This window comes from Pseudomonas sp. GL_139_B, assembly GCF_057834475.1.
The window spans coordinates 2543031-2560601 of sequence record NZ_CM174403.1 but is presented as its reverse complement, the minus strand read 5'-3'; the positions used below and the strand labels follow the sequence as shown (position 1 = coordinate 2560601).

15 protein-coding genes are annotated in these 17571 nt (G+C 58.3%); 7 read left to right on the top strand and 8 right to left on the bottom strand.

Going from position 1 to position 17571, the window contains the following annotated elements; translation table 11 throughout:
* Positions 1–109 precede the first annotated feature (109 nt).
* On the top strand, positions 110–598 hold the full coding sequence (locus tag AC3ISI_RS11850; RefSeq protein WP_489337120.1) for a GFA family protein: 489 nt from the start codon (positions 110–112) through the stop codon (positions 596–598).
* A gap of 13 nt (positions 599–611) precedes the next feature.
* Here AC3ISI_RS11850 and AC3ISI_RS11845 read toward each other — a convergent pair whose 3' ends face one another.
* On the bottom strand, positions 612–1220 hold the full coding sequence (locus tag AC3ISI_RS11845; RefSeq protein ID WP_046032069.1) for a MiaE family protein: 609 nt from the start codon (positions 1218–1220) through the stop codon (positions 612–614).
* Positions 1221–1383: 163 nt separating this feature from the next.
* Between AC3ISI_RS11845 and AC3ISI_RS11840 the strand changes: the two genes are divergently transcribed.
* Positions 1384–2244, top strand: coding sequence for a universal stress protein (locus AC3ISI_RS11840; protein ID WP_489337119.1), 861 nt, complete (start codon positions 1384–1386; stop codon positions 2242–2244).
* Positions 2245–2355: 111 nt separating this feature from the next.
* On the opposite strand, the gene AC3ISI_RS11835 is transcribed toward AC3ISI_RS11840, so the two are convergent.
* Complete coding sequence (locus tag AC3ISI_RS11835) at positions 2356–2826, bottom strand: DUF1289 domain-containing protein (protein WP_489337118.1); 471 nt, start codon at positions 2824–2826, stop codon at positions 2356–2358.
* Between the two features lie 408 nt (positions 2827–3234).
* Here AC3ISI_RS11835 and acnB point away from each other — a divergent pair, with 408 nt between their 5' ends.
* Positions 3235–5835: a bifunctional aconitate hydratase 2/2-methylisocitrate dehydratase gene (gene acnB / locus AC3ISI_RS11830; RefSeq protein ID WP_489337697.1), complete on the top strand. Its 2601-nt coding sequence runs from the start codon at positions 3235–3237 to the stop codon at positions 5833–5835.
* Positions 5836–6001: 166 nt separating this feature from the next.
* Here acnB and AC3ISI_RS11825 read toward each other — a convergent pair whose 3' ends face one another.
* From AC3ISI_RS11825 to AC3ISI_RS11815, 3 genes are all read right to left on the bottom strand, one after another.
* Positions 6002–7654, bottom strand: a complete 1653-nt coding sequence (locus AC3ISI_RS11825) for a SulP family inorganic anion transporter (protein WP_489337117.1) — start codon at positions 7652–7654, stop codon at positions 6002–6004.
* A gap of 94 nt (positions 7655–7748) precedes the next feature.
* The gene (locus tag AC3ISI_RS11820) at positions 7749–9029 is read right to left on the bottom strand and encodes a serine/threonine transporter (RefSeq protein WP_489337116.1); all 1281 of its coding nucleotides are present in this window, start codon (positions 9027–9029) and stop codon (positions 7749–7751) included.
* A gap of 251 nt (positions 9030–9280) precedes the next feature.
* On the bottom strand, positions 9281–9601 hold the full coding sequence (locus AC3ISI_RS11815; RefSeq protein ID WP_489337115.1) for a hypothetical protein: 321 nt from the start codon (positions 9599–9601) through the stop codon (positions 9281–9283).
* A gap of 433 nt (positions 9602–10034) precedes the next feature.
* Here AC3ISI_RS11815 and AC3ISI_RS11810 point away from each other — a divergent pair, with 433 nt between their 5' ends.
* From AC3ISI_RS11810 to AC3ISI_RS11795, 4 genes are all read left to right on the top strand, one after another.
* Positions 10035–10418, top strand: coding sequence for a tautomerase family protein (locus tag AC3ISI_RS11810; RefSeq protein WP_489337114.1), 384 nt, complete (start codon positions 10035–10037; stop codon positions 10416–10418).
* A 221-nt stretch (positions 10419–10639) separates the two neighbouring features.
* On the top strand, positions 10640–11605 hold the full coding sequence (locus AC3ISI_RS11805) for a 2-hydroxyacid dehydrogenase (RefSeq protein ID WP_489337113.1): 966 nt from the start codon (positions 10640–10642) through the stop codon (positions 11603–11605).
* 144 nt (positions 11606–11749) lie between these two features.
* Positions 11750–12817 (top strand): phosphotransferase family protein, encoded by a 1068-nt coding sequence (locus AC3ISI_RS11800; RefSeq protein WP_489337112.1) that lies wholly within the window; start codon positions 11750–11752, stop codon positions 12815–12817.
* 43 nt (positions 12818–12860) lie between these two features.
* A complete protein-coding gene (locus AC3ISI_RS11795) occupies positions 12861–13628 on the top strand; it encodes an SDR family oxidoreductase (protein WP_489337111.1) in 768 nt (255 codons plus the stop codon).
* A 518-nt stretch (positions 13629–14146) separates the two neighbouring features.
* On the opposite strand, the gene AC3ISI_RS11790 is transcribed toward AC3ISI_RS11795, so the two are convergent.
* The 3 genes from AC3ISI_RS11790 to AC3ISI_RS11780 form a co-directional block, all read right to left on the bottom strand.
* Positions 14147–14398 carry a DUF1652 domain-containing protein gene (locus AC3ISI_RS11790; protein WP_489337110.1) on the bottom strand — a complete coding sequence of 84 codons (252 nt, stop codon included), beginning with the start codon at positions 14396–14398 and terminating at the stop codon, positions 14147–14149.
* A gap of 197 nt (positions 14399–14595) precedes the next feature.
* On the bottom strand, positions 14596–16092 hold the full coding sequence (locus AC3ISI_RS11785) for a helix-turn-helix transcriptional regulator (RefSeq protein WP_489337109.1): 1497 nt from the start codon (positions 16090–16092) through the stop codon (positions 14596–14598).
* A gap of 145 nt (positions 16093–16237) precedes the next feature.
* A complete protein-coding gene (locus AC3ISI_RS11780; RefSeq protein WP_489337108.1) occupies positions 16238–17521 on the bottom strand; it encodes a Zn-dependent hydrolase in 1284 nt (427 codons plus the stop codon).
* Between the last annotated feature and the right edge of the window lie 50 nt (positions 17522–17571).

Here is a 17571-nt window from a genome sequence, read left to right as displayed (position 1 = left end):
CTTGTTAACGCCACAACCTCCTGTGGGAGCGGGCCTGCTCGCGAAGGGGCCACCCCTGCCCTGAACGTCTAAGCTTTGCAGATAAGTCAAAAAGTTGTAGGAGGCAACCATGCAGCTAGAAGGCTCCTGCCATTGCGGCGCCGTATCATTCAGCCTGAACAGTGCCCACCCCTACCCTTATCAGCGTTGTTACTGCTCGATCTGTCGCAAGACTCAGGGCGGTGGCGGTTATGCGATCAACCTCGGCGGCGATGCCAAGAGCCTCAAGGTACGTGGTCGAAAGCACATCGCGATTTACCATGCGCGTCTCAAGGATGAAGGCGATAAACGGGCGCACAGCAGCAGCGCCGAACGGCATTTCTGCTCCCTTTGTGGTACGGGACTGTGGCTGTTCAGCCCTGAATGGCCAGAACTGATCCACCCGTTTGCGTCCGCCATCGACACCCCGTTGCCGGTGCCGCCAGAACACACGCACTTGATGCTCGGTTCAAAAGCGCCGTGGGTGGAGGTCGAGGTGCATTCCGGCGATCAGCAGTTCGAGGTCTATCCCGAGGAGTCCATCGCCGACTGGCACGAACGCCTCGGTTTGAGCCGCTAAGGCGCTTTAAGCGTCAGGCCGCAGCGGGCACGCCACTGTGGAAACGGAATTCCACGTCCGGCGACTCGATCAGCTCCTGCTCTGCCGCGCGGACCTTATCGATCACTTGGGCGATGTCCTTGGCGTCCCCGTACTGGTAAGCCAGTTTCAGATAACCCTGGAAATGCCGCGCCTCGCTTTTCAGCAATCCGAAGTAGAACTTGCCCAGCTCTTCGTCCAGATGCGGCACCAGCGCCTCGAAACGCTCGCAGCTGCGGGCTTCGATAAAAGCGCCCACCACCAGCGTATCCACCAGTTTCACCGGTTCATGGCTGCGTACCACTTTGCGCAGGCCCGAGGCGTAGCGACCGGCGGACAATTGGCGCAGCTCGATCTTGCGTTTTTTCATCAGGCGCATGACTTGCTCATGGTGCACCAGTTCTTCCCGGGCCAGGCGCGACATCAGGTTGATCAGGTCGACATGGGAGTGATACTTGGCAATCAGGCTCAGCGCCGTGCTGGCCGCCTTGAATTCGCAGTTCTTATGGTCGATCAGCAATGTTTCCTGATCAGCCAGTGCGGCCTGCACCCAGCCGTCAGGGGTACGGCAGCCGAGGAACTCGTGAATTTCGGGAAGGATCATGGGGCTCACGGATAAAGGGTTCAAAATCGAAGGGCGCCGATTATACCGGCCTGTCGGCAGACCACCAGTCGCAACCGTTGATATGCATCAAGTACCTGGCTGGCGAGCAGCAACTATAGTTGTGCAACGCCGTGCTTTTTACCCGTATATGGAGATCCCGATCATGCAAGCCATTCGCAGCATTCTGGTGGTCATCGAGCCTGAACATTCGGAGAGCCTGGCGCTCAAACGGGCCAAATTGATTGCAGGTGTGACCCAGGCCCACCTGCACCTGTTGGTCGGCGATCCCAAGCATGATCACAACGGCATGTTGGGGGTCCTCAAGGCCGCGCTTTCAGCCGACGGCTACAGCGTCACAACCGAGCAGGCGTGGAATCAGAGCCTGCACCAAACCATCATCGACGTGCAGCAAGCCGAGGGCTGCGGGCTGGTGGTCAAGCAACATTACCCGGACAACCCGCTGAAAAAGGCCCTGCTGACCCCGGATGACTGGAAACTGCTGCGTGAATGCCCGACTCCGGTGCTGCTGGTGAAAACGGCCGGTTCCTGGAAGGGCAAAGTCATTCTGGCCGCCATCGATGTAGGCAACACCGACGCTGAACACCGTCATCTGCACAACACCATCATCGATTACGGATATGACATCGCCAGCCTGGCCAAGGCTCATTTACACGTGCTCAGTGCACATCCATCGCCGATGCTGTCGTCGGCCGACCCGACCTTCCAGCTCAAGGAAACCATCGAAGCGCGCTATCGCGAGGAGTGCCGGGAATTCCAGGCGGAATTCGACATTGACGATGACTATTTGCATATTGAGGAAGGCCCGGCGGATGTGTTGATTCCGTTCATGGTGCACAAGCTACAGGCGGCAGTGACCGTGATCGGCACCGTGGCACGCAAGGGTTTGTCGGGCGCTTTGATCGGCAATACGGCCGAAGTGGTGCTGGATAAGCTGGAGAGCGATGTGCTGGTGCTCAAGCCGCAGGAGATTGAGGATCATCTTGAGGAATTGGCTCAGCATTGAGATTGGCGGTGTCGGAGCGGACGCCATCGCGAGCAGGCTCGCTCCCACAGAGGATTTGTGAACACTGGAGGTCCAGTGTGGGAGCGAGCCTGCTCGCGATTCTTTTTAGATTTAACCGCCGAAAGCGTCTTTCAGAAAACCCGGTGCGATATACCGTTGGTAATGCGCCTCAGACAGCAAGAAAAATTCCCGATCAATGGCATCACGCAATTCCGGCAGGTTCCAGTCGCGAAATTCCGGCATCAGCACCATCCCGTAGGCTTCCAGGTTATTGATCACCCGCGCCCCACGGGCAATCAGCTGATAGGCCCAGCAATACTGCGACTGATGCGGCACAAAACGAATTTTCCTTTGCTCAAGCTGCAAACGCAGACGCTGAGGGTCGAAAACCTCCAGCTTGCTGGCCATCACCTGGGATAGCAATTGCTCAAGACGCAGCCATACCGCGCGCTTTTCCTCCTCGTTGTAACCATTCCAGTTGATCACTTCATGGTGGAAACGCTTGCAGCCACGGCACACCAAGTCACCGTAAACAGTGGAGCAAAGGCCGACGCAGGGGGTCTTGATGGTCTGATTGGGCATAGATAGGCAAAACACGGGGGAAACTGACAGGCCCGCATGTTAGCCCTTTGTCTAACATTCATCACCCCTCAAAATTCGAGGGTTAACTTACCTTTAATTTTTTTTTGCCGTAGAATCAGCCAGCCTTTTTAAGGCGCCAATGTCCGTTAGAAGCTGTTTTCAAAGCGTCACGAGCACAGTCGTTCCTACAGAGCGGTGTTGGCGAAGGGTTTTTCCAGCGGGGAAAAGCTCAGCGCCAACCCTCATCAGCTCCCGTTCTGCAGGCGTAAAACTTTGAAAGCAGCTTCTGTAAGGAATTGCCGGTAATTCTGGCTAAGTGGCTCACAACGCCACGCAGCGCATGAGTACGGCAATTTCGGGATGAGCGTCCCGGACACCCATTTGGGACCACTGATGAGGGTAATAACTGTGCTTGAAGCCTACCGCAAACATATCGAAGAGCGTGCAGCACTGGGTATCGTTCCCCAGCCACTCAACGCCGAACAAACTGCAGGCCTGATCGAGCTGCTGAAGAATCCTCCGGCTGGCGAAGAAGCTTTCCTCGTTGACCTGATCACCAATCGCGTTCCACCTGGCGTGGACGAAGCAGCCTATGTAAAGGCCGGCTTCCTGTCCGCCCTCGCCAAAGGCGAAGCCAAATCCCCTCTGATCGACAAGAAGCGCGCTGTAGAACTGCTCGGCACCATGCAGGGCGGCTACAACATCGTGACTTTGGTCAACCTGCTGGACGACGCCGAACTGGCGCAAGTGGCGGCCGAAGAACTCAAGCACACCCTGCTGATGTTCGATGCCTTCCACGACGTCGCTGAACGCGCCAAGAACGGTAACGTTCACGCTAAAGGCGTGCTGCAATCCTGGGCTGACGGCGAGTGGTTCAAAAACCGCCCTGTACTGGCCGACAAGATCAGCCTGCGTGTGTTCAAGGTCACCGGCGAAACCAACACCGACGACCTGTCCCCTGCCCCAGACGCCTGGTCCCGCCCGGACATCCCGCTGCACGCCCTGGCCATGCTGAAAATGGCCCGCGACGGCATCGTGCCGGACGTGCAAGGCTCCATCGGTCCGATGAAGCAGATCGAAGAAATGCGCAACAGCGGCTTCCCGATCGCCTACGTCGGTGACGTGGTCGGTACCGGTTCTTCGCGTAAATCGGCCACCAACTCGGTGCTGTGGTTCTTCGGCGATGACGTGCCTTACGTGCCGAACAAGCGCGCTGGCGGCTTCTGCTTCGGCAGCAAGATTGCTCCAATCTTCTATAACACCATGGAAGATGCCGGCGCACTGCCCATCGAATTCGACGTCACCAACATGAACATGGGCGACGTGATCGACCTGTACCCGCACGCTGGCAAAGTCTGCAAGCACGGTACCGACGAAGTTATCACTACCTTCGAAATGAAAACTCCGGTGCTGTTGGACGAAGTCCGTGCCGGCGGTCGTATCCCGCTGATCATCGGCCGTGGCCTGACCGACAAGGCTCGCGCCGAACTGGGTCTGCCAGCGTTCGACCTGTTCAAGAAACCGGATGCCCCGATCGAAAGCACCAAGGGTTTCACCCTGGCGCAGAAAATGGTCGGCAAGGCGTGCGGCGTAGCAGGCGTTCGTCCTGGTACCTACTGCGAACCGAAGATGACCACCGTGGGTTCTCAGGACACCACCGGTCCGATGACCCGTGACGAACTGAAAGACCTGGCGTGCCTGGGCTTCTCCGCTGATCTGGTGATGCAGTCCTTCTGCCACACCGCGGCTTATCCTAAGCCGATCGACGTGACCACCCACCACACCCTGCCAGACTTCATCATGACCCGCGGCGGCGTTTCCCTGCGTCCGGGCGACGGCATCATCCACAGCTGGCTGAACCGCATGCTGCTGCCTGATACCGTCGGTACCGGTGGTGACTCGCACACCCGTTTCCCGATGGGCATTTCGTTCCCGGCCGGTTCCGGTCTGGTTGCGTTTGCCGCTGCCACCGGCGTTATGCCGCTGGACATGCCGGAATCGATCCTGGTGCGCTTCAAAGGCAAAATGCAACCGGGCGTTACCCTGCGTGACCTGGTTCACGCCATTCCTTACTTCGCGATTCAGGCTGGCCTGTTGACCGTTGAGAAGAAAGGCAAGAAAAACGCTTTCTCCGGCCGCATCCTGGAAATCGAAGGCCTGGACAACCTGAGCATCGAACAGGCTTTCGAGCTGTCCGACGCCTCGGCCGAACGTTCGGCTGCCGGTTGCACCATCAAGCTGTCGAAGGAGTCGATCACCGAGTACCTGAGCTCCAACATCACCCTGCTGCGCTGGATGATCGGCGAAGGCTACGGCGATGCGCGTACTCTGGAGCGTCGTGCTCAAGCGATGGAAGCCTGGATCGCCAACCCTGAGTTGATGGTTGCCGATGCTGATGCCGAATACGCTGAAATCATCGAAATCGACCTGAACGACATCAAAGAGCCTGTGCTTTGCGCGCCAAACGATCCGGACGACGCCCGTCTGCTGTCCAGCGTTGCTGGCGAGAAGATCGACGAAGTGTTCATCGGTTCGTGCATGACCAACATCGGTCACTTCCGCGCTGCCGGTAAGCTGCTGGATCAGGTCAAAGGTCAGCTTCCAACCCGTCTGTGGCTGTCGCCGCCGACCAAAATGGACGCTCACCAGCTGACCGAAGAAGGCTACTACGGCATCTACGGCAAGGCCGGCGCGCGCATGGAAATGCCGGGCTGCTCGCTGTGCATGGGTAACCAGGCACGTGTAGAGCCGAACGCCACTGTGGTGTCGACTTCGACCCGTAACTTCCCGAACCGCCTGGGTGACGGCGCGAACGTCTACCTGGCCTCGGCCGAGCTGGCGTCTGTTGCTTCCATCCTGGGTCGCCTGCCGACCGTCGAGGAGTACATGGAATACGCGGGCAAGATCGACAGCATGGCGGCCGATGTCTACCGCTACCTGTCCTTCGACCAGATCGCCGAGTTCCGTGAAGCTGCTGCGAACGCCAACATCCCGGTCGTTCAAGCCTAACGTTACAACGCCATAGAAAACGCCGCCCATCGTCAGATGCGCGGCGTTTTTTTATGCCTGTATGAAAATCAAAATGTGGGAGCGGGCTTGCTCGCGAAGGCGGTGTGTCAGCCTGCATCATTGTTGACTGATTCACCGCCTTCGCGAGCAAGCCCGCTCCCACAGGTTATGTGCCAGTCTTGAGGGCTTGTTGTACCGCGCCATCCACGCTCAAGCCGCTGAGGACCACCTGTGTATCCTTCACTTCCGGCAACACCGCCAACGCGCTTTGCGCCGAATCCTTAAGCCGTGCCAGCACCAACTGCTTCCCTTCCCCCCGCACCCGCACAAAAAATTCCTGCAACGCCTCAATACTGGTGCCATCCAGATCGGGCGATTCTTCCAGGCTGAGAATCACCGAGTGAATCGGCGTTGGCGAATGGCGAATCAACCGCAACGTGCTGCCCAGGATCCGCTCGACGTTGGCAAAGAACAACGCCTCCCCCGGCCGGACGATCAACACCCCAGGCACCGTTTGCGCCGTCGGATGGCGCTGTAGGTCGACAAAGTCATGGCCGCCATCAATGCGCCCGAGGATCTGAATATCGGCCGCCGACATTTGCTTGAGCATCAACACCACACTGATCGCCACCGCCAGCAGCAGACCGTCCAGCACCCCCAGCACCAGCACGGCCGCCACCGCGCAGAGCACCAGCAACCGGTCGCGCCGCCAGATGAAATACCGCCCCAACGGTTGCAGACTCAAGCCTCGGGCCAGGGCATGGATAACGATGGCGGCAAGAATCGGCTCCGGCGTCAGGGCGATGTAAGGCAACACCGTCAAAACGATGAGCAACACCACCAGCGCCGCCACACCACCGGCCAATCGTGAGGTGGCCCCCGCCGCTTCATTGGCCGACGTTGCCGAGAAACCTGCCCCTGCCGGCATGCCATGAAACAACCCGGACAATAGATTGGACGCACCCAGCGCCAGCAGATCGCGGCTCGACGAGATCCGGTCGCCGTGCTTGAGCGCGTAGGCACTGATCGAGCCGTACGACTCCGCGTACAGGATCATCACCATGGCAAAGGCCAATTCGCCCAAGCGTAACCAGTCAGTAAAGGGCAGTACCGGTAACCGGGGCACTTCCAGGTTCAAATCGATCACACCGATCAACTTAACCCCATACGCCGGCAGGTTCAGCCACTGACTGGCAACGATACCGATCACGACCACCAGCAAACCGCCCGGCAAGCGCCGGAACCTTGCAAACAGCACTAACAAGGCCAACGCCACGGCGGAGACACCCGCCGCCACCCAATTCCATTGCGGCAGTTGCTCCAGCAGTTGCGGCAGAAAACGCACCAGATTGCCGTCGCTCAGGTGTACACCGACCACACTGGCGACTTGCTTGAGGATGATGGTCAGCGCCAGGCCAAAAGCAAAGCCGCGCAGCACCGGTTTTGCGATGAACGAGGTTACGCTGCCCAGCTTGAACAACCCGGCCAGCAGGAAGAGCGCGCCGGTCACCAGCACCAGGCCGATGGCCAGGTTCGAACGCAACTGAGGATCGCCGTTGGCTAGCGTCGCGGTGGCGGCAGCCAACACCGCTGCCGACGACGATGTGGCCGACACAATGGCGAAACGGCTGGTGCCGAACAGCCCATAACACAGCAAACCGGCAAACAAGGCGATCACCCCGGCCTGCGGCGCCACGGCGGCAATGCTTGAATAGGCAACTGCTTCGGGCAACAGCAGCCCGGCAATCGACAACCCGGCCAGCAAGTCCCGCCAGCGATTGGGTTGTTCGGTGAGATTGGGGGGTGAGGCGCTCGGCAATCCGGTGACTCCAGGCGAAAAAAAACCGCTGCACGTAATACGTGCAGCGGCCACTGTAGCTGTCAATCCGGCGCTGCGCGAGCAGGTCGAACGATCACGCGGTCAGCGAGTAAATCAAGGCGGTAATAGCCACCAGCCCCACCGCCGTCACGAAGACATTGGACGCCTGCCCGCGATACCGCGCCATCGCCGGCACCTTGCGGATCGCGTACATCGGCATCAGGAACAGAATCGACGCGATGATCGGACCACCGAGGGTTTCGATCATCCCCAGAATGCTCGGGTTCAGCGTGGCAACGATCCAGCACACTACCAGCATGAACGCAGCGGTCATACGGTTCAGGGTCTTCGGCGCCGGGCGTTTGCCGCTTTTGACGATCAGCCCTTTAAGACCTTCGCTGGCACCGATGTAGTGGCCCAGGAACGACTTGGAAATCGCCACGAAGGCAATCAGCGGTGCCGCGAAGGCGATAGTCGGATTGCTGAAGTGATTGGCCAGGTACGACAAGATCGACAGGTTCTGTGTCTTGGCTTCAGCCAGTTGTGCTGGCGACAGGGTCAGCACGCAACTGAAGACGAAGAACAGCACCATCATCACCATCAACAGGTGAGCGCGGGACAGGATCTGCGAGCTACGCTCTTCGGCGTGATCGCCGTAACGGCGCTTCTGGTCGACCGCAAACGCCGAGATGATCGGCGAATGGTTGAACGAGAACACCATCACCGGAATCGCCAGCCACAAGGTGTGTAGCAGCGCCGATGGTTCAGGCACGGTGCTGGCGGTGCTCAGGATGCCGCCGTTCCAGTGTGGAATGAGGTACATCCCCAAAAACAGCAGCGCGACGATGAACGGATAGACCATCAGGCTCATGGCCTTGACGATCATCTGCTCGCCGCAGCGCACCACCGCCAGCAGGCCGAGGATCAGCACCAACGACAGCACCGCGCGCGGTGGCGGCGTGATGTGTAATTGATGCTCAAGGAAACTGCCCACGGTGTTGGTCAGTGCCACACTGTAAATCAGCAGGATCGGGAAGATCGCAAAGAAGTACAGCAAGGTGATCAACGCACCGGCCTTGATGCCGAAGTGTTCTTCCACCACTTCGGTGATGTCGGCGCCTTCGCGTCCGGACAGCACGAAACGGGTCAGGCCACGGTGTGCGTAGAAGGTCATGGGGAACGCCAGCACCGCCAGGACCAGCAGCGGCCAGAAACCGCCCAGCCCTGCGTTGATCGGCAAAAACAGTGTGCCGGCCCCAATGGCCGTTCCAAACAGGCCCAGCATCCACGTGGTGTCATGACGATTCCAGCTCGAAAGAGTCGCTGGTGCCGCCGCTACATAGCGTTTGTCGACGCTATTGGCCTGATCATTCATCCGGTGGGATCTCCACATTCCGGTCAGTTGCTACCCGGTCAGGACGAGTCGGAAAAACCCGACAGGCAGCGCCCTGGCCGAAACAGGGGCGCGATTGTCCGGGTTTAATGAATAAAAGCAAATACTTAGCTGAGGAGTGGTGGTGCGTAACAAGGTGCAGGACTTCGGTAGCTGGGAGCTTTTGAGCCTGGCACCTACAATAAAGCCCGCGATTGCGGGCTTCAGTCATGAACAATTCAGAGGGCATCGGGTTACGCACAAGACTGACGCTTGCCTGATCGAACAGGATGCATCACAGACTGATGCGCCGTTGTCACCGAAACCCAGATCATTGCCAAAGTACCGATTAAAATGCTCGGCTTATGCTCCCGAAACACACCAATCTGCTCAAGGCTTGAGGACATCGTGAGCGATCCAAGGGCGCAGGCTGCGACCAAGCCCGTCATTGATATCGCGATGATCACCCCATGAGTCAGGTCTGCTTTCTGTTTGTAGTGCCAGCACAGCCCCAGATAGATAGTGATGCAAAGAATGCTACTGATAATCGAGCAACTGAATTGGTCCGGTGCCATAGGGCCCTATCCTTGATACGAGGCCGATTTTGTAGCTCGAAAACCAAAAATTGCGCCCAGAACAGCACCCACTATGGTGCTTCCAAGGCCAGGGAAAATCATATTCGCGAATGCGGCACTGCCTACGGTTGTCGAAATCATGGTGACGTCCGTGACTCGAGTGATAGGCAACCGGGTTTCTTTACGACAAATTTTCTTGGCTGACATGTGTTCGCCTCCTCCTGGATGGGCCGCGCTGGACGCCTGCGTACGAAAAAACATGCCGTGGATTATGGGTGAGGCAGCGTACTGCGGGCAAACACCAATAGGTAACTGAAAGCATCCGGATCTGTGGACGTGCGAGGCCACTTCATCGCCCAATAGCCCCTTTCGCTTGATGAAGGATCTCTGTCATGTATTTTAAGTTGACCGGCCTTCTATCTGGAGACATCCCATGCCACTGGTTCGTGTCGACATCAAAAAGCACCAGGATCCCACCTTCGCCAAACGCGTCGGCCAGCTCATTTACGCCGCCATGCACAGCGCCATCGCCGTACCGGAAAACGATAATTTCCAGATTCTGACGGAGCACGATGAACACCATTTCATTTTCGACCCCCAATACCTGGGCATTAACCGTACTGACAGCTTGATCATCATCCAGATAACGCTGAGCGAAGGCCGTTCGGACGAGAAGAAAAAGCTGCTCTACAAAACCATCGCAGAAAGCCTGAATCGCGAGCTGGCGGTGCGTCTGGAGGATGTTTTCATTAGTCTGGTGGAAGTGAAAAAAGAGAACTGGTCGTTCGGCAACGGAATTGCCCAGTACGCCCTTTGATCCCGCACCTTTTATACCTGTGAGTCACGGATGCTCCGAGTTTCCCGAAAGCAAGCGACTTCATCGTTGAGGCCACCACGCGGCTCGCCAGACCTTCAGGGTGGGTTTCATCAAACTGAACAGTCGCGTGTACGACCTTTTGCCATTGCTAAACTGATCGGGAATCAGCAATCTGGAGCGACATTCGAGCCCCGACATTCCGATGCCCACAGGAGCGCAGCATGCCTGCAACCGTTCTGGTACTGGTTGAAACTATCAATGATTACTTGCCGATTCTCGAACATCAGGGTTTTCACCTGATTCTTGCCCCAACCCCAGCCGAACGCGCGGCAGCCATCGCCCGTAATGGCGTTCAGATCGATGCAGTGCTGACCCGTGGCCCATTGGGTCTGTACGCCGATGAAATCGCTGCCCTGCCCAACCTCAAGATCGTCTGCGTCATCGGCGCCGGTTACGAACACGTTGACCTGCAAGCCGCCGCAGACCGTGGCATCACGGTCACCAACGGCGCCGGGGTGAATGCCTCATCGGTAGCCGACCACGCCATGGCAATGCTGCTCGCGCTGGTGCGTGACATTCCCCGCTGCGATGCGGCTGTGCGTCGGGGTGAATGGCCAAAGATCATGCGCCCTTCCCTGGCCGGCAAGCGCCTGGGCATTCTCGGCCTGGGTGCCGTCGGCATGGCCATCGCCAAACGCGCGGCCAATGGTTTTGACATGACGGTGAGTTACCACAACCGCCAGCATCGTAGCGACGTGCCCTACACCTTTTGCTCCACGCCCACCGAACTGGCCCGCGTCTCGGATTTCCTGATCATCGCGACCCCTGGGGGCATTGGCACCAAACACTTGATCAACAAGCCTGTCCTTGAGGCCTTGGGGCACGAGGGGTTCCTCATCAACATCGCCCGCGCCAGCGTGATCGTCACCGCCGACCTGGTCAGAGCGCTTGAGCAACGTCGCATTGCCGGCGCAGCGCTGGACGTGTTCGATGCCGAGCCGCATGTGCCGCAGGCGCTCAAATCGTTGAGTAACGTGATCCTGACGCCGCATGTGGCGGGTTTGTCCCCTGAGGCTACTCAAGGCACTGTTGAACTGGTGGGACGCAACCTGGCGGCGTTCTTCTCCGGCAACCCGGTTTTGACGCCCATTACCCTGCCATCTTCGCTGAGCAGCGCCACGCTCTGACGACCATTCAAACAGGTGTATCAAAAGCAATGATTGCCCGGCAACACGCTCACCTATAAGGGGCGTTCATGGTTGTGAGTGCCGGGTGTGCGGATTAGATTAGCCAATAGTCGCAGGCCTCCAAAATAAGCAGAAGGGATAAGCATGGCGCTTACTGACCAGTCCACTCGTATCCGCTCCGGCGAAGAACTCGATGCCAGCCTGATCGATCCGTACCTCAAGGCGCACATTGCGGGCCTCAGTGGTTTGCCAAAGATCAGCCAGTTTCCGGGCGGTGCGTCGAATCTGACTTACCTGCTCGAATACCCCGAGCAGGAATTTGTCCTGCGTCGGCCACCGTTTGGCCACAAGGCCAAATCCGCCCACGACATGGGTCGCGAGTTCCGCATTCTTAACCAGCTCAAGGACGGCTTTCCATACTGCCCCAAGGCTTATGTGCACTGTACCGACGAGTCAGTGATCGGTGCCGAGTTCTATGTGATGGAGCGGGTCAACGGGATCATCCTGCGCTCAGAACTGCCGCCGGAACTGGGTCTGGATTCGGCGAAAACCGAAGCTCTTTGCAAAAGCTTCATCGACAAGTTCGTTGAACTGCACCGAGTCGACTACAACGCCTACGGCCTGGGTGACCTCGGCAAGCCCGAAGGTTATGTCGCGCGGCAAATCAAAGGCTGGAGCGATCGCTACGAGAAAGCCCTGACCCCGGACGCTCCGCAGTGGGAAGCGGTCAAAGCCTGGCTCAACGACAAGATGCCGGCCGACCATCCGACTTCCAGCATCGTCCACAACGACTATCGTTTCGACAATGTGATCCTCGACCCGCAAAACCCGATGCAAATCATCGGGGTATTGGACTGGGAACTGACCACCCTCGGCGACCCGCTGATGGATCTGGGCAACACCCTCGCCTACTGGATCGAAGCCGGCGACCCGGCACCGGTGCAGCTGATGCGCCGCCAGCCCAGCCACGCACCGGGCATGCTGACCCGCCGCGAATTCGTCGATTACTACGCCGAGCGCGCGGGCATCCGGATCGACAATTTCGACTTCTACTACACCTATGGCCTGTTCCGTCTGGCTGGCATCGTGCAGCAGATCTACTACCGCTTCTTCCATGGTCAGACCCAGGACAAACGCTTTGCACAGTTCATTCACATGAACAAACTGCTGGAGCAAATGAGCCTGCAAGTCATTCAAAAATCCAGCCTTTGATTACGCGCCTGGCCCCATAACAGACTTTTTATAAGAGAATCCCATGTCCAAGACTCAGTTGTTCGACCTCGACGGCAAGATCGCTTTCGTCTCCGGCGCCAGCCGTGGCATCGGTGAAGCCATCGCCAAACTCCTGGCCCAGCAAGGCGCCCACGTCATCGTCTCGAGCCGCAAACTCGACGGTTGCCAACACGTCGCTGACGCCATCATCGCCGCCGGCGGCAAAGCCACCGCCGTCGCTTGCCACATTGGCGAAATGGAACAGATCAGCCAGGTTTTCGCCGGCATCAAGGAACAGTTTGGCCGCCTCGACATCCTGGTCAACAACGCGGCGACCAACCCACAGTTCTGCAACGTACTGGACACCGACCTCAGCGCCTTCCAGAAAACCGTCGACGTCAACATCCGCGGCTATTTCTTCATGTCGGTGGAAGCCGGCAAGCTGATGCGCGAAAACGGTGGCGGCAGCATCATCAACGTCGCCTCGATCAACGGCGTCTCGCCGGGCATCTTCCAGGGCATCTACTCGGTGACCAAGGCCGCCGTGATCAACATGACTAAAGTATTCGCCAAGGAATGTGCGCAATTCGGTATCCGCTGCAATGCCCTGCTGCCGGGCCTGACCGACACCAAATTTGCTTCGGCGCTAGTTAAAAACGACGCGATCCTGAAGACTGCGCTGCAGCAGATTCCGCTCAAGCGGGTTGCTGATCCGAGCGAAATGGCCGGTGCCGCGTTGTACCTGGCAAGTGATGCGTCGAGCTACACCACTGGGGTTTCGTTGAATGTGGATGGTGGGTTCTTGTCCTGATTCGATTCACCTGATGAGCAAAAGGCAGATATTGGGCTAATGCCGATCAACTGTGGCGAGGGAGCAAGTTCCCTCGCCACTTGTCTGCTGTTTTAAGGGGTTTTTCAGACAAAACGCTTCATACGCCCAAGATTATTGGGTCACGCAGTGAGTGGTCGTGGTGACCCGAGTCACTTCTCCCTCCGCTTTCGCATCACCCATCACATCAGTCTTGTCCGCGGTGTGGCACGTTTTTTCAACGGGGGGTAGAGGGGGTGGTGGAGGCGGTGGACTGGAGCAACCACTGAGGATCGCAACGCAGATGGCGAGCGACAGCGGCGAAAAAACACGTTTTCCAAGACTGTTCATAGTCTGACCCGCGGTAAGTAATCGATGCTTTCCGCGACACGACGACAACACCGCGAAGCCGCGGACCGGTCACAGAAAATTTTACCTTCTCATTTCTTATAGCTCAGTCATCGGTCAATGCCAGCATTTGAGGCACGTGGGCCGGTTTTTACCCCGAAAAACGACAGTTCCTACTCGTCCCCGCCCGTTCGATGCAGCCCATTGCTCTGCAATTCGTAACGCAGTTCTTCGATCAAAGACGCCACCGCTTGCGGCGAACTCAGACTCGTCACTTTCAATCCACTGACCACCAGGTCGACCTCACCCGACGCCGGGTGATACAGCTTCACCGTCACCGAATTATCTCCCGACACACTGCATTCACAGGCGCAGGGAGAAAAGTGTTGCTCCAGCAACGCACGCAATTGCGCTAGGTGAATCATTGCAATTTACCCACCGGCTGGCAGGCAACCTCGTCGATTGAAACGGTAATGAGTGGGCGACACATGGGGCGGTTCCTTGAGCTGTTTCGTCGTGGGCGCGAAGCGGTCAAAGACACTTTTCGCACCCTGACAGCCTAGTCGCTGGCTACTGGCGCCAACACATCCATTTGCACTGCCTCAGTTAGTTCATTTGCACCCTAACGCTGCCCCTTCGACCGCCATTCACTGGCGAACAGTCCACGCTCGCGCGCCCAGACAATCGCCTCGCTGCGGCTGTGAACGCCAAGTTTTGAATACACCATCGATACGTGATTGCGTACCGTGTTAGCCGCCAGTTTCAGCCGCACGGCAATTTCCTTGTCGGCCAACCCTTCGCAGATCAGGCCGAGCACATCTCGCTCGCGAGCGGTCAGGTCGGTGAAGGACGCGCTGGGCAATGTCGGTGCGTTAACACTTTTCACATTGGCCAGTTTTTCGATCAGCGTGCGGCTGAACCAGGAGGCATCTTTCATCACCTCTTCGATGGCCGCGACCAGTTCAAGCTCAGTGCGTTTGCGTTCGGTGATGTTCATCAACACCAGCAGGTAGCAAGGACTGTCCTGAATGTTCACGGTGTCGGCCGAGATCGTGCAATCGATCACCTCACCATTCTTTTTACGGATTCTGACATCGACTCGGTCCAGGCTTGCGGCCTTCTCCAGCACCGAAAACAAGCGCGCTCGCGCGCCCGAGTCGTCGAAGAAATCGATCTGCGTCACTGTTTTGCCGAGCACTTCTTCACTGGGGTACGCGAGGGTGTCGAGAAAGGCTTCATTGGCATCGAGCACCCTTTGATCCTCGGCACTGCACACCAGCGTCGGCACCGGTGTCAGGCGAAAGGCCTTGGCAAAACGCTCCTCGCTCTGACGCAACGCGATTTCGGCTTTGTGTCGAGGCTCCATGTCGACGAACGAAAACAGCATGCAGTCTTCTTCGTTTAACTCCAGCGGTTGGCCGGCGACGATCACCTGTTTGCTGCCTCCTTCAGGCAATCGCAACTCAGCCTGCATCTGCGCAATCGTGGCGTGCTCGCGAAGTCGCTCAATCGCCAGGTCTTTTTTTTCCGCGCCTTGCAGCACGTCCAGCTCATACGTCGACACGCCGATCACCTGATCACGGGTATAACCGGTCATCTCCAGAAAACCGCTGTTGACCTTGATGTAACGCAAATCGCTGAGGCGACAAATCACCGCCGGGGCGGGGTTGGCGTTGAACGTTTTTTCGAAACGCTGCTCGGCACTGGCCCATTCGGTGACGTCGTCCATGATCAGCACCAGCGACTCCGGCTCACCGGCGCTGTCGGCCAGCACCATGCTGCGCACCCGGTGCACCCACAGGCGCTCTTCATCGCCGGCCGGACTCACTTCAACCAGCACATCGCTGAACGTTTCGCCCCGGGCGACGCGGCTGATCGGGTAATTGTTCTTCGGCACCGGATGATTATTGCGATAGCGCAAGGTGAAGCGCTTGGCGTATTCCTGGGCATTGGCGCCCAGTTCGCTGATCTGCCCGACTCCGTGCATGGCCAGCGCGGCGTCATTGGCCCAGAGGATCGTCTGATCGAGTTCCAGCAGAATCACGCCGTCGGACAACCCCGCAATAATCTGCTGCAACTGGCGACGATTGGTTTCGGTGCTCGGGACGTCCTGGCTCATGGAGACTCCGCAAGTACATCGGGGCTTTTAGCCCCCGTGAAGAGTACGACCGCAAGTATCAATCATCGTGCAAATAACCTGTGGGAGCGAACAGGCTCGCTCCCACAGGTTTTACCGGTGTCCGCCGAAGCGAACATCAGTTGCCTCAGGCCGCAGGCTGCCCACTGGCAATCGCCGCTGACGCCGCCAGCATTGCCCGCAACAACACCGCACACCCGGCCGCCAGATCGTCCGGCGCGGCGTTTTCGATTTCGTTGTGGCTAATGCCACCTTCGCATGGCACGAAGATCATCCCGGCCGGGCCGAGTTCGGCGAGGAAGATTGCGTCGTGCCCTGCTCCGCTGACGATGTCCATGTGCGACAAGCCCAAGCCTTGGGCGGCGTTGCGCACCGCTTCGATACAGCCCTGATCGAAGTACAGCGGCGGGAAGTCAGCCGTTGGGGTGAGTTCAAAGGTCAGGCCGTGTTCATCGCAGGTGGTTTCGATGACTTCACGGACTTGCGCGATCATCGAATCCAGGCGTGCCGGTTCCAGATGGCGGAAGTCGAGGGTCATGCGCACTTCGCCAGGGATGACATTGCGTGAGCCGGGATAGGCTTGCAGGCAGCCTACGGTGCCGCAGGCGTGGGGTTGATGGCCCAGCGCGGCGCGGTTGACAGCACCGACGATCACCGCGGCGCCGACCAGGGCATCCTTGCGCAGGTGCATCGGCGTTGGGCCGGCGTGGGCTTCGACTCCGCGCAGTTTGAGGTCGAACCATTTCTGGCCGAGCGCGCCCATCACCACGCCGATGGTTTTGTGTTCGTCTTCAAGGATCGGGCCTTGCTCGATGTGCGCTTCAAAATAAGCGCCGACCGCATGCCCACTGACCTCGCGCGAGCCGGCATAACCGATAGAGTTCAGCGCCTGGCCCACGGTGATGCCTTCGGCATCGACTTTGGCGAGGGTTTCTTCGAGAGTGAATTTTTCCGCGAAGACACCGGATCCCATCATGCACGGGGCAAAGCGCGAGCCTTCTTCGTTGGTCCAGACCACTACTTCGAGTGGCGCTTCGGTTTCAATGTTCAGATCGTTGAGGGTGCGCAGCACTTCGACGCCGGCCAGTACGCCGAAGCAACCGTCGAACTTGCCGCCGGTGGGTTGGGTGTCGATGTGGCTGCCGGTCATGACCGGTGGCAGGTTCGGGTTGCGGCCCGGACGGCGGGCGAAGATGTTACCGACAGCGTCGACACTGACAGTGCAACCGGCGTCTTCGCACCAGTTGACGAAGATGTCGCGGGCCTGACGGTCGAGGTCCGTCAGGGCCAGGCGACAGACGCCACCCTTGACCGTGGCGCCAAGTTTCGCCAGCTCCATGAGGGATTGCCACAAGCGCTCGCGGTTGATGTGCTGATGGGTGGATTGCAGAACGTCTACGGCAGCGTTCATGGTGATCTCCTCAGGCAGTTGTTCGAGTTTTTTCCGGGTAGTGCTTCGGT

What these genes read in the sequence shown, in the direction of transcription:
- AC3ISI_RS11815 (WP_489337115.1), bottom strand. Translation starts at nt 9,601, where the DNA reads ATGGCACCGGACCAATTCAGTTGCTCGATTATCAGTAGCATTCTTTGC.
- AC3ISI_RS11835 (WP_489337118.1), bottom strand. Translation starts at nt 2,826, where the DNA reads ATGCCCAATCAGACCATCAAGACCCCCTGCGTCGGCCTTTGCTCCACT.
- AC3ISI_RS11840 (WP_489337119.1), top strand. Translation starts at nt 1,384, where the DNA reads ATGCAAGCCATTCGCAGCATTCTGGTGGTCATCGAGCCTGAACATTCG.
- AC3ISI_RS11800 (WP_489337112.1), top strand. Translation starts at nt 11,750, where the DNA reads ATGGCGCTTACTGACCAGTCCACTCGTATCCGCTCCGGCGAAGAACTC.
- AC3ISI_RS11805 (WP_489337113.1), top strand. Translation starts at nt 10,640, where the DNA reads ATGCCTGCAACCGTTCTGGTACTGGTTGAAACTATCAATGATTACTTG.
- AC3ISI_RS11780 (WP_489337108.1), bottom strand. Translation starts at nt 17,521, where the DNA reads ATGAACGCTGCCGTAGACGTTCTGCAATCCACCCATCAGCACATCAAC.
- AC3ISI_RS11790 (WP_489337110.1), bottom strand. Translation starts at nt 14,398, where the DNA reads ATGATTCACCTAGCGCAATTGCGTGCGTTGCTGGAGCAACACTTTTCT.
- AC3ISI_RS11820 (WP_489337116.1), bottom strand. Translation starts at nt 9,029, where the DNA reads ATGAATGATCAGGCCAATAGCGTCGACAAACGCTATGTAGCGGCGGCA.
- AC3ISI_RS11795 (WP_489337111.1), top strand. Translation starts at nt 12,861, where the DNA reads ATGTCCAAGACTCAGTTGTTCGACCTCGACGGCAAGATCGCTTTCGTC.
- AC3ISI_RS11785 (WP_489337109.1), bottom strand. Translation starts at nt 16,092, where the DNA reads ATGAGCCAGGACGTCCCGAGCACCGAAACCAATCGTCGCCAGTTGCAG.
- AC3ISI_RS11845 (WP_046032069.1), bottom strand. Translation starts at nt 1,220, where the DNA reads ATGATCCTTCCCGAAATTCACGAGTTCCTCGGCTGCCGTACCCCTGAC.
- AC3ISI_RS11850 (WP_489337120.1), top strand. Translation starts at nt 110, where the DNA reads ATGCAGCTAGAAGGCTCCTGCCATTGCGGCGCCGTATCATTCAGCCTG.
- AC3ISI_RS11810 (WP_489337114.1), top strand. Translation starts at nt 10,035, where the DNA reads ATGCCACTGGTTCGTGTCGACATCAAAAAGCACCAGGATCCCACCTTC.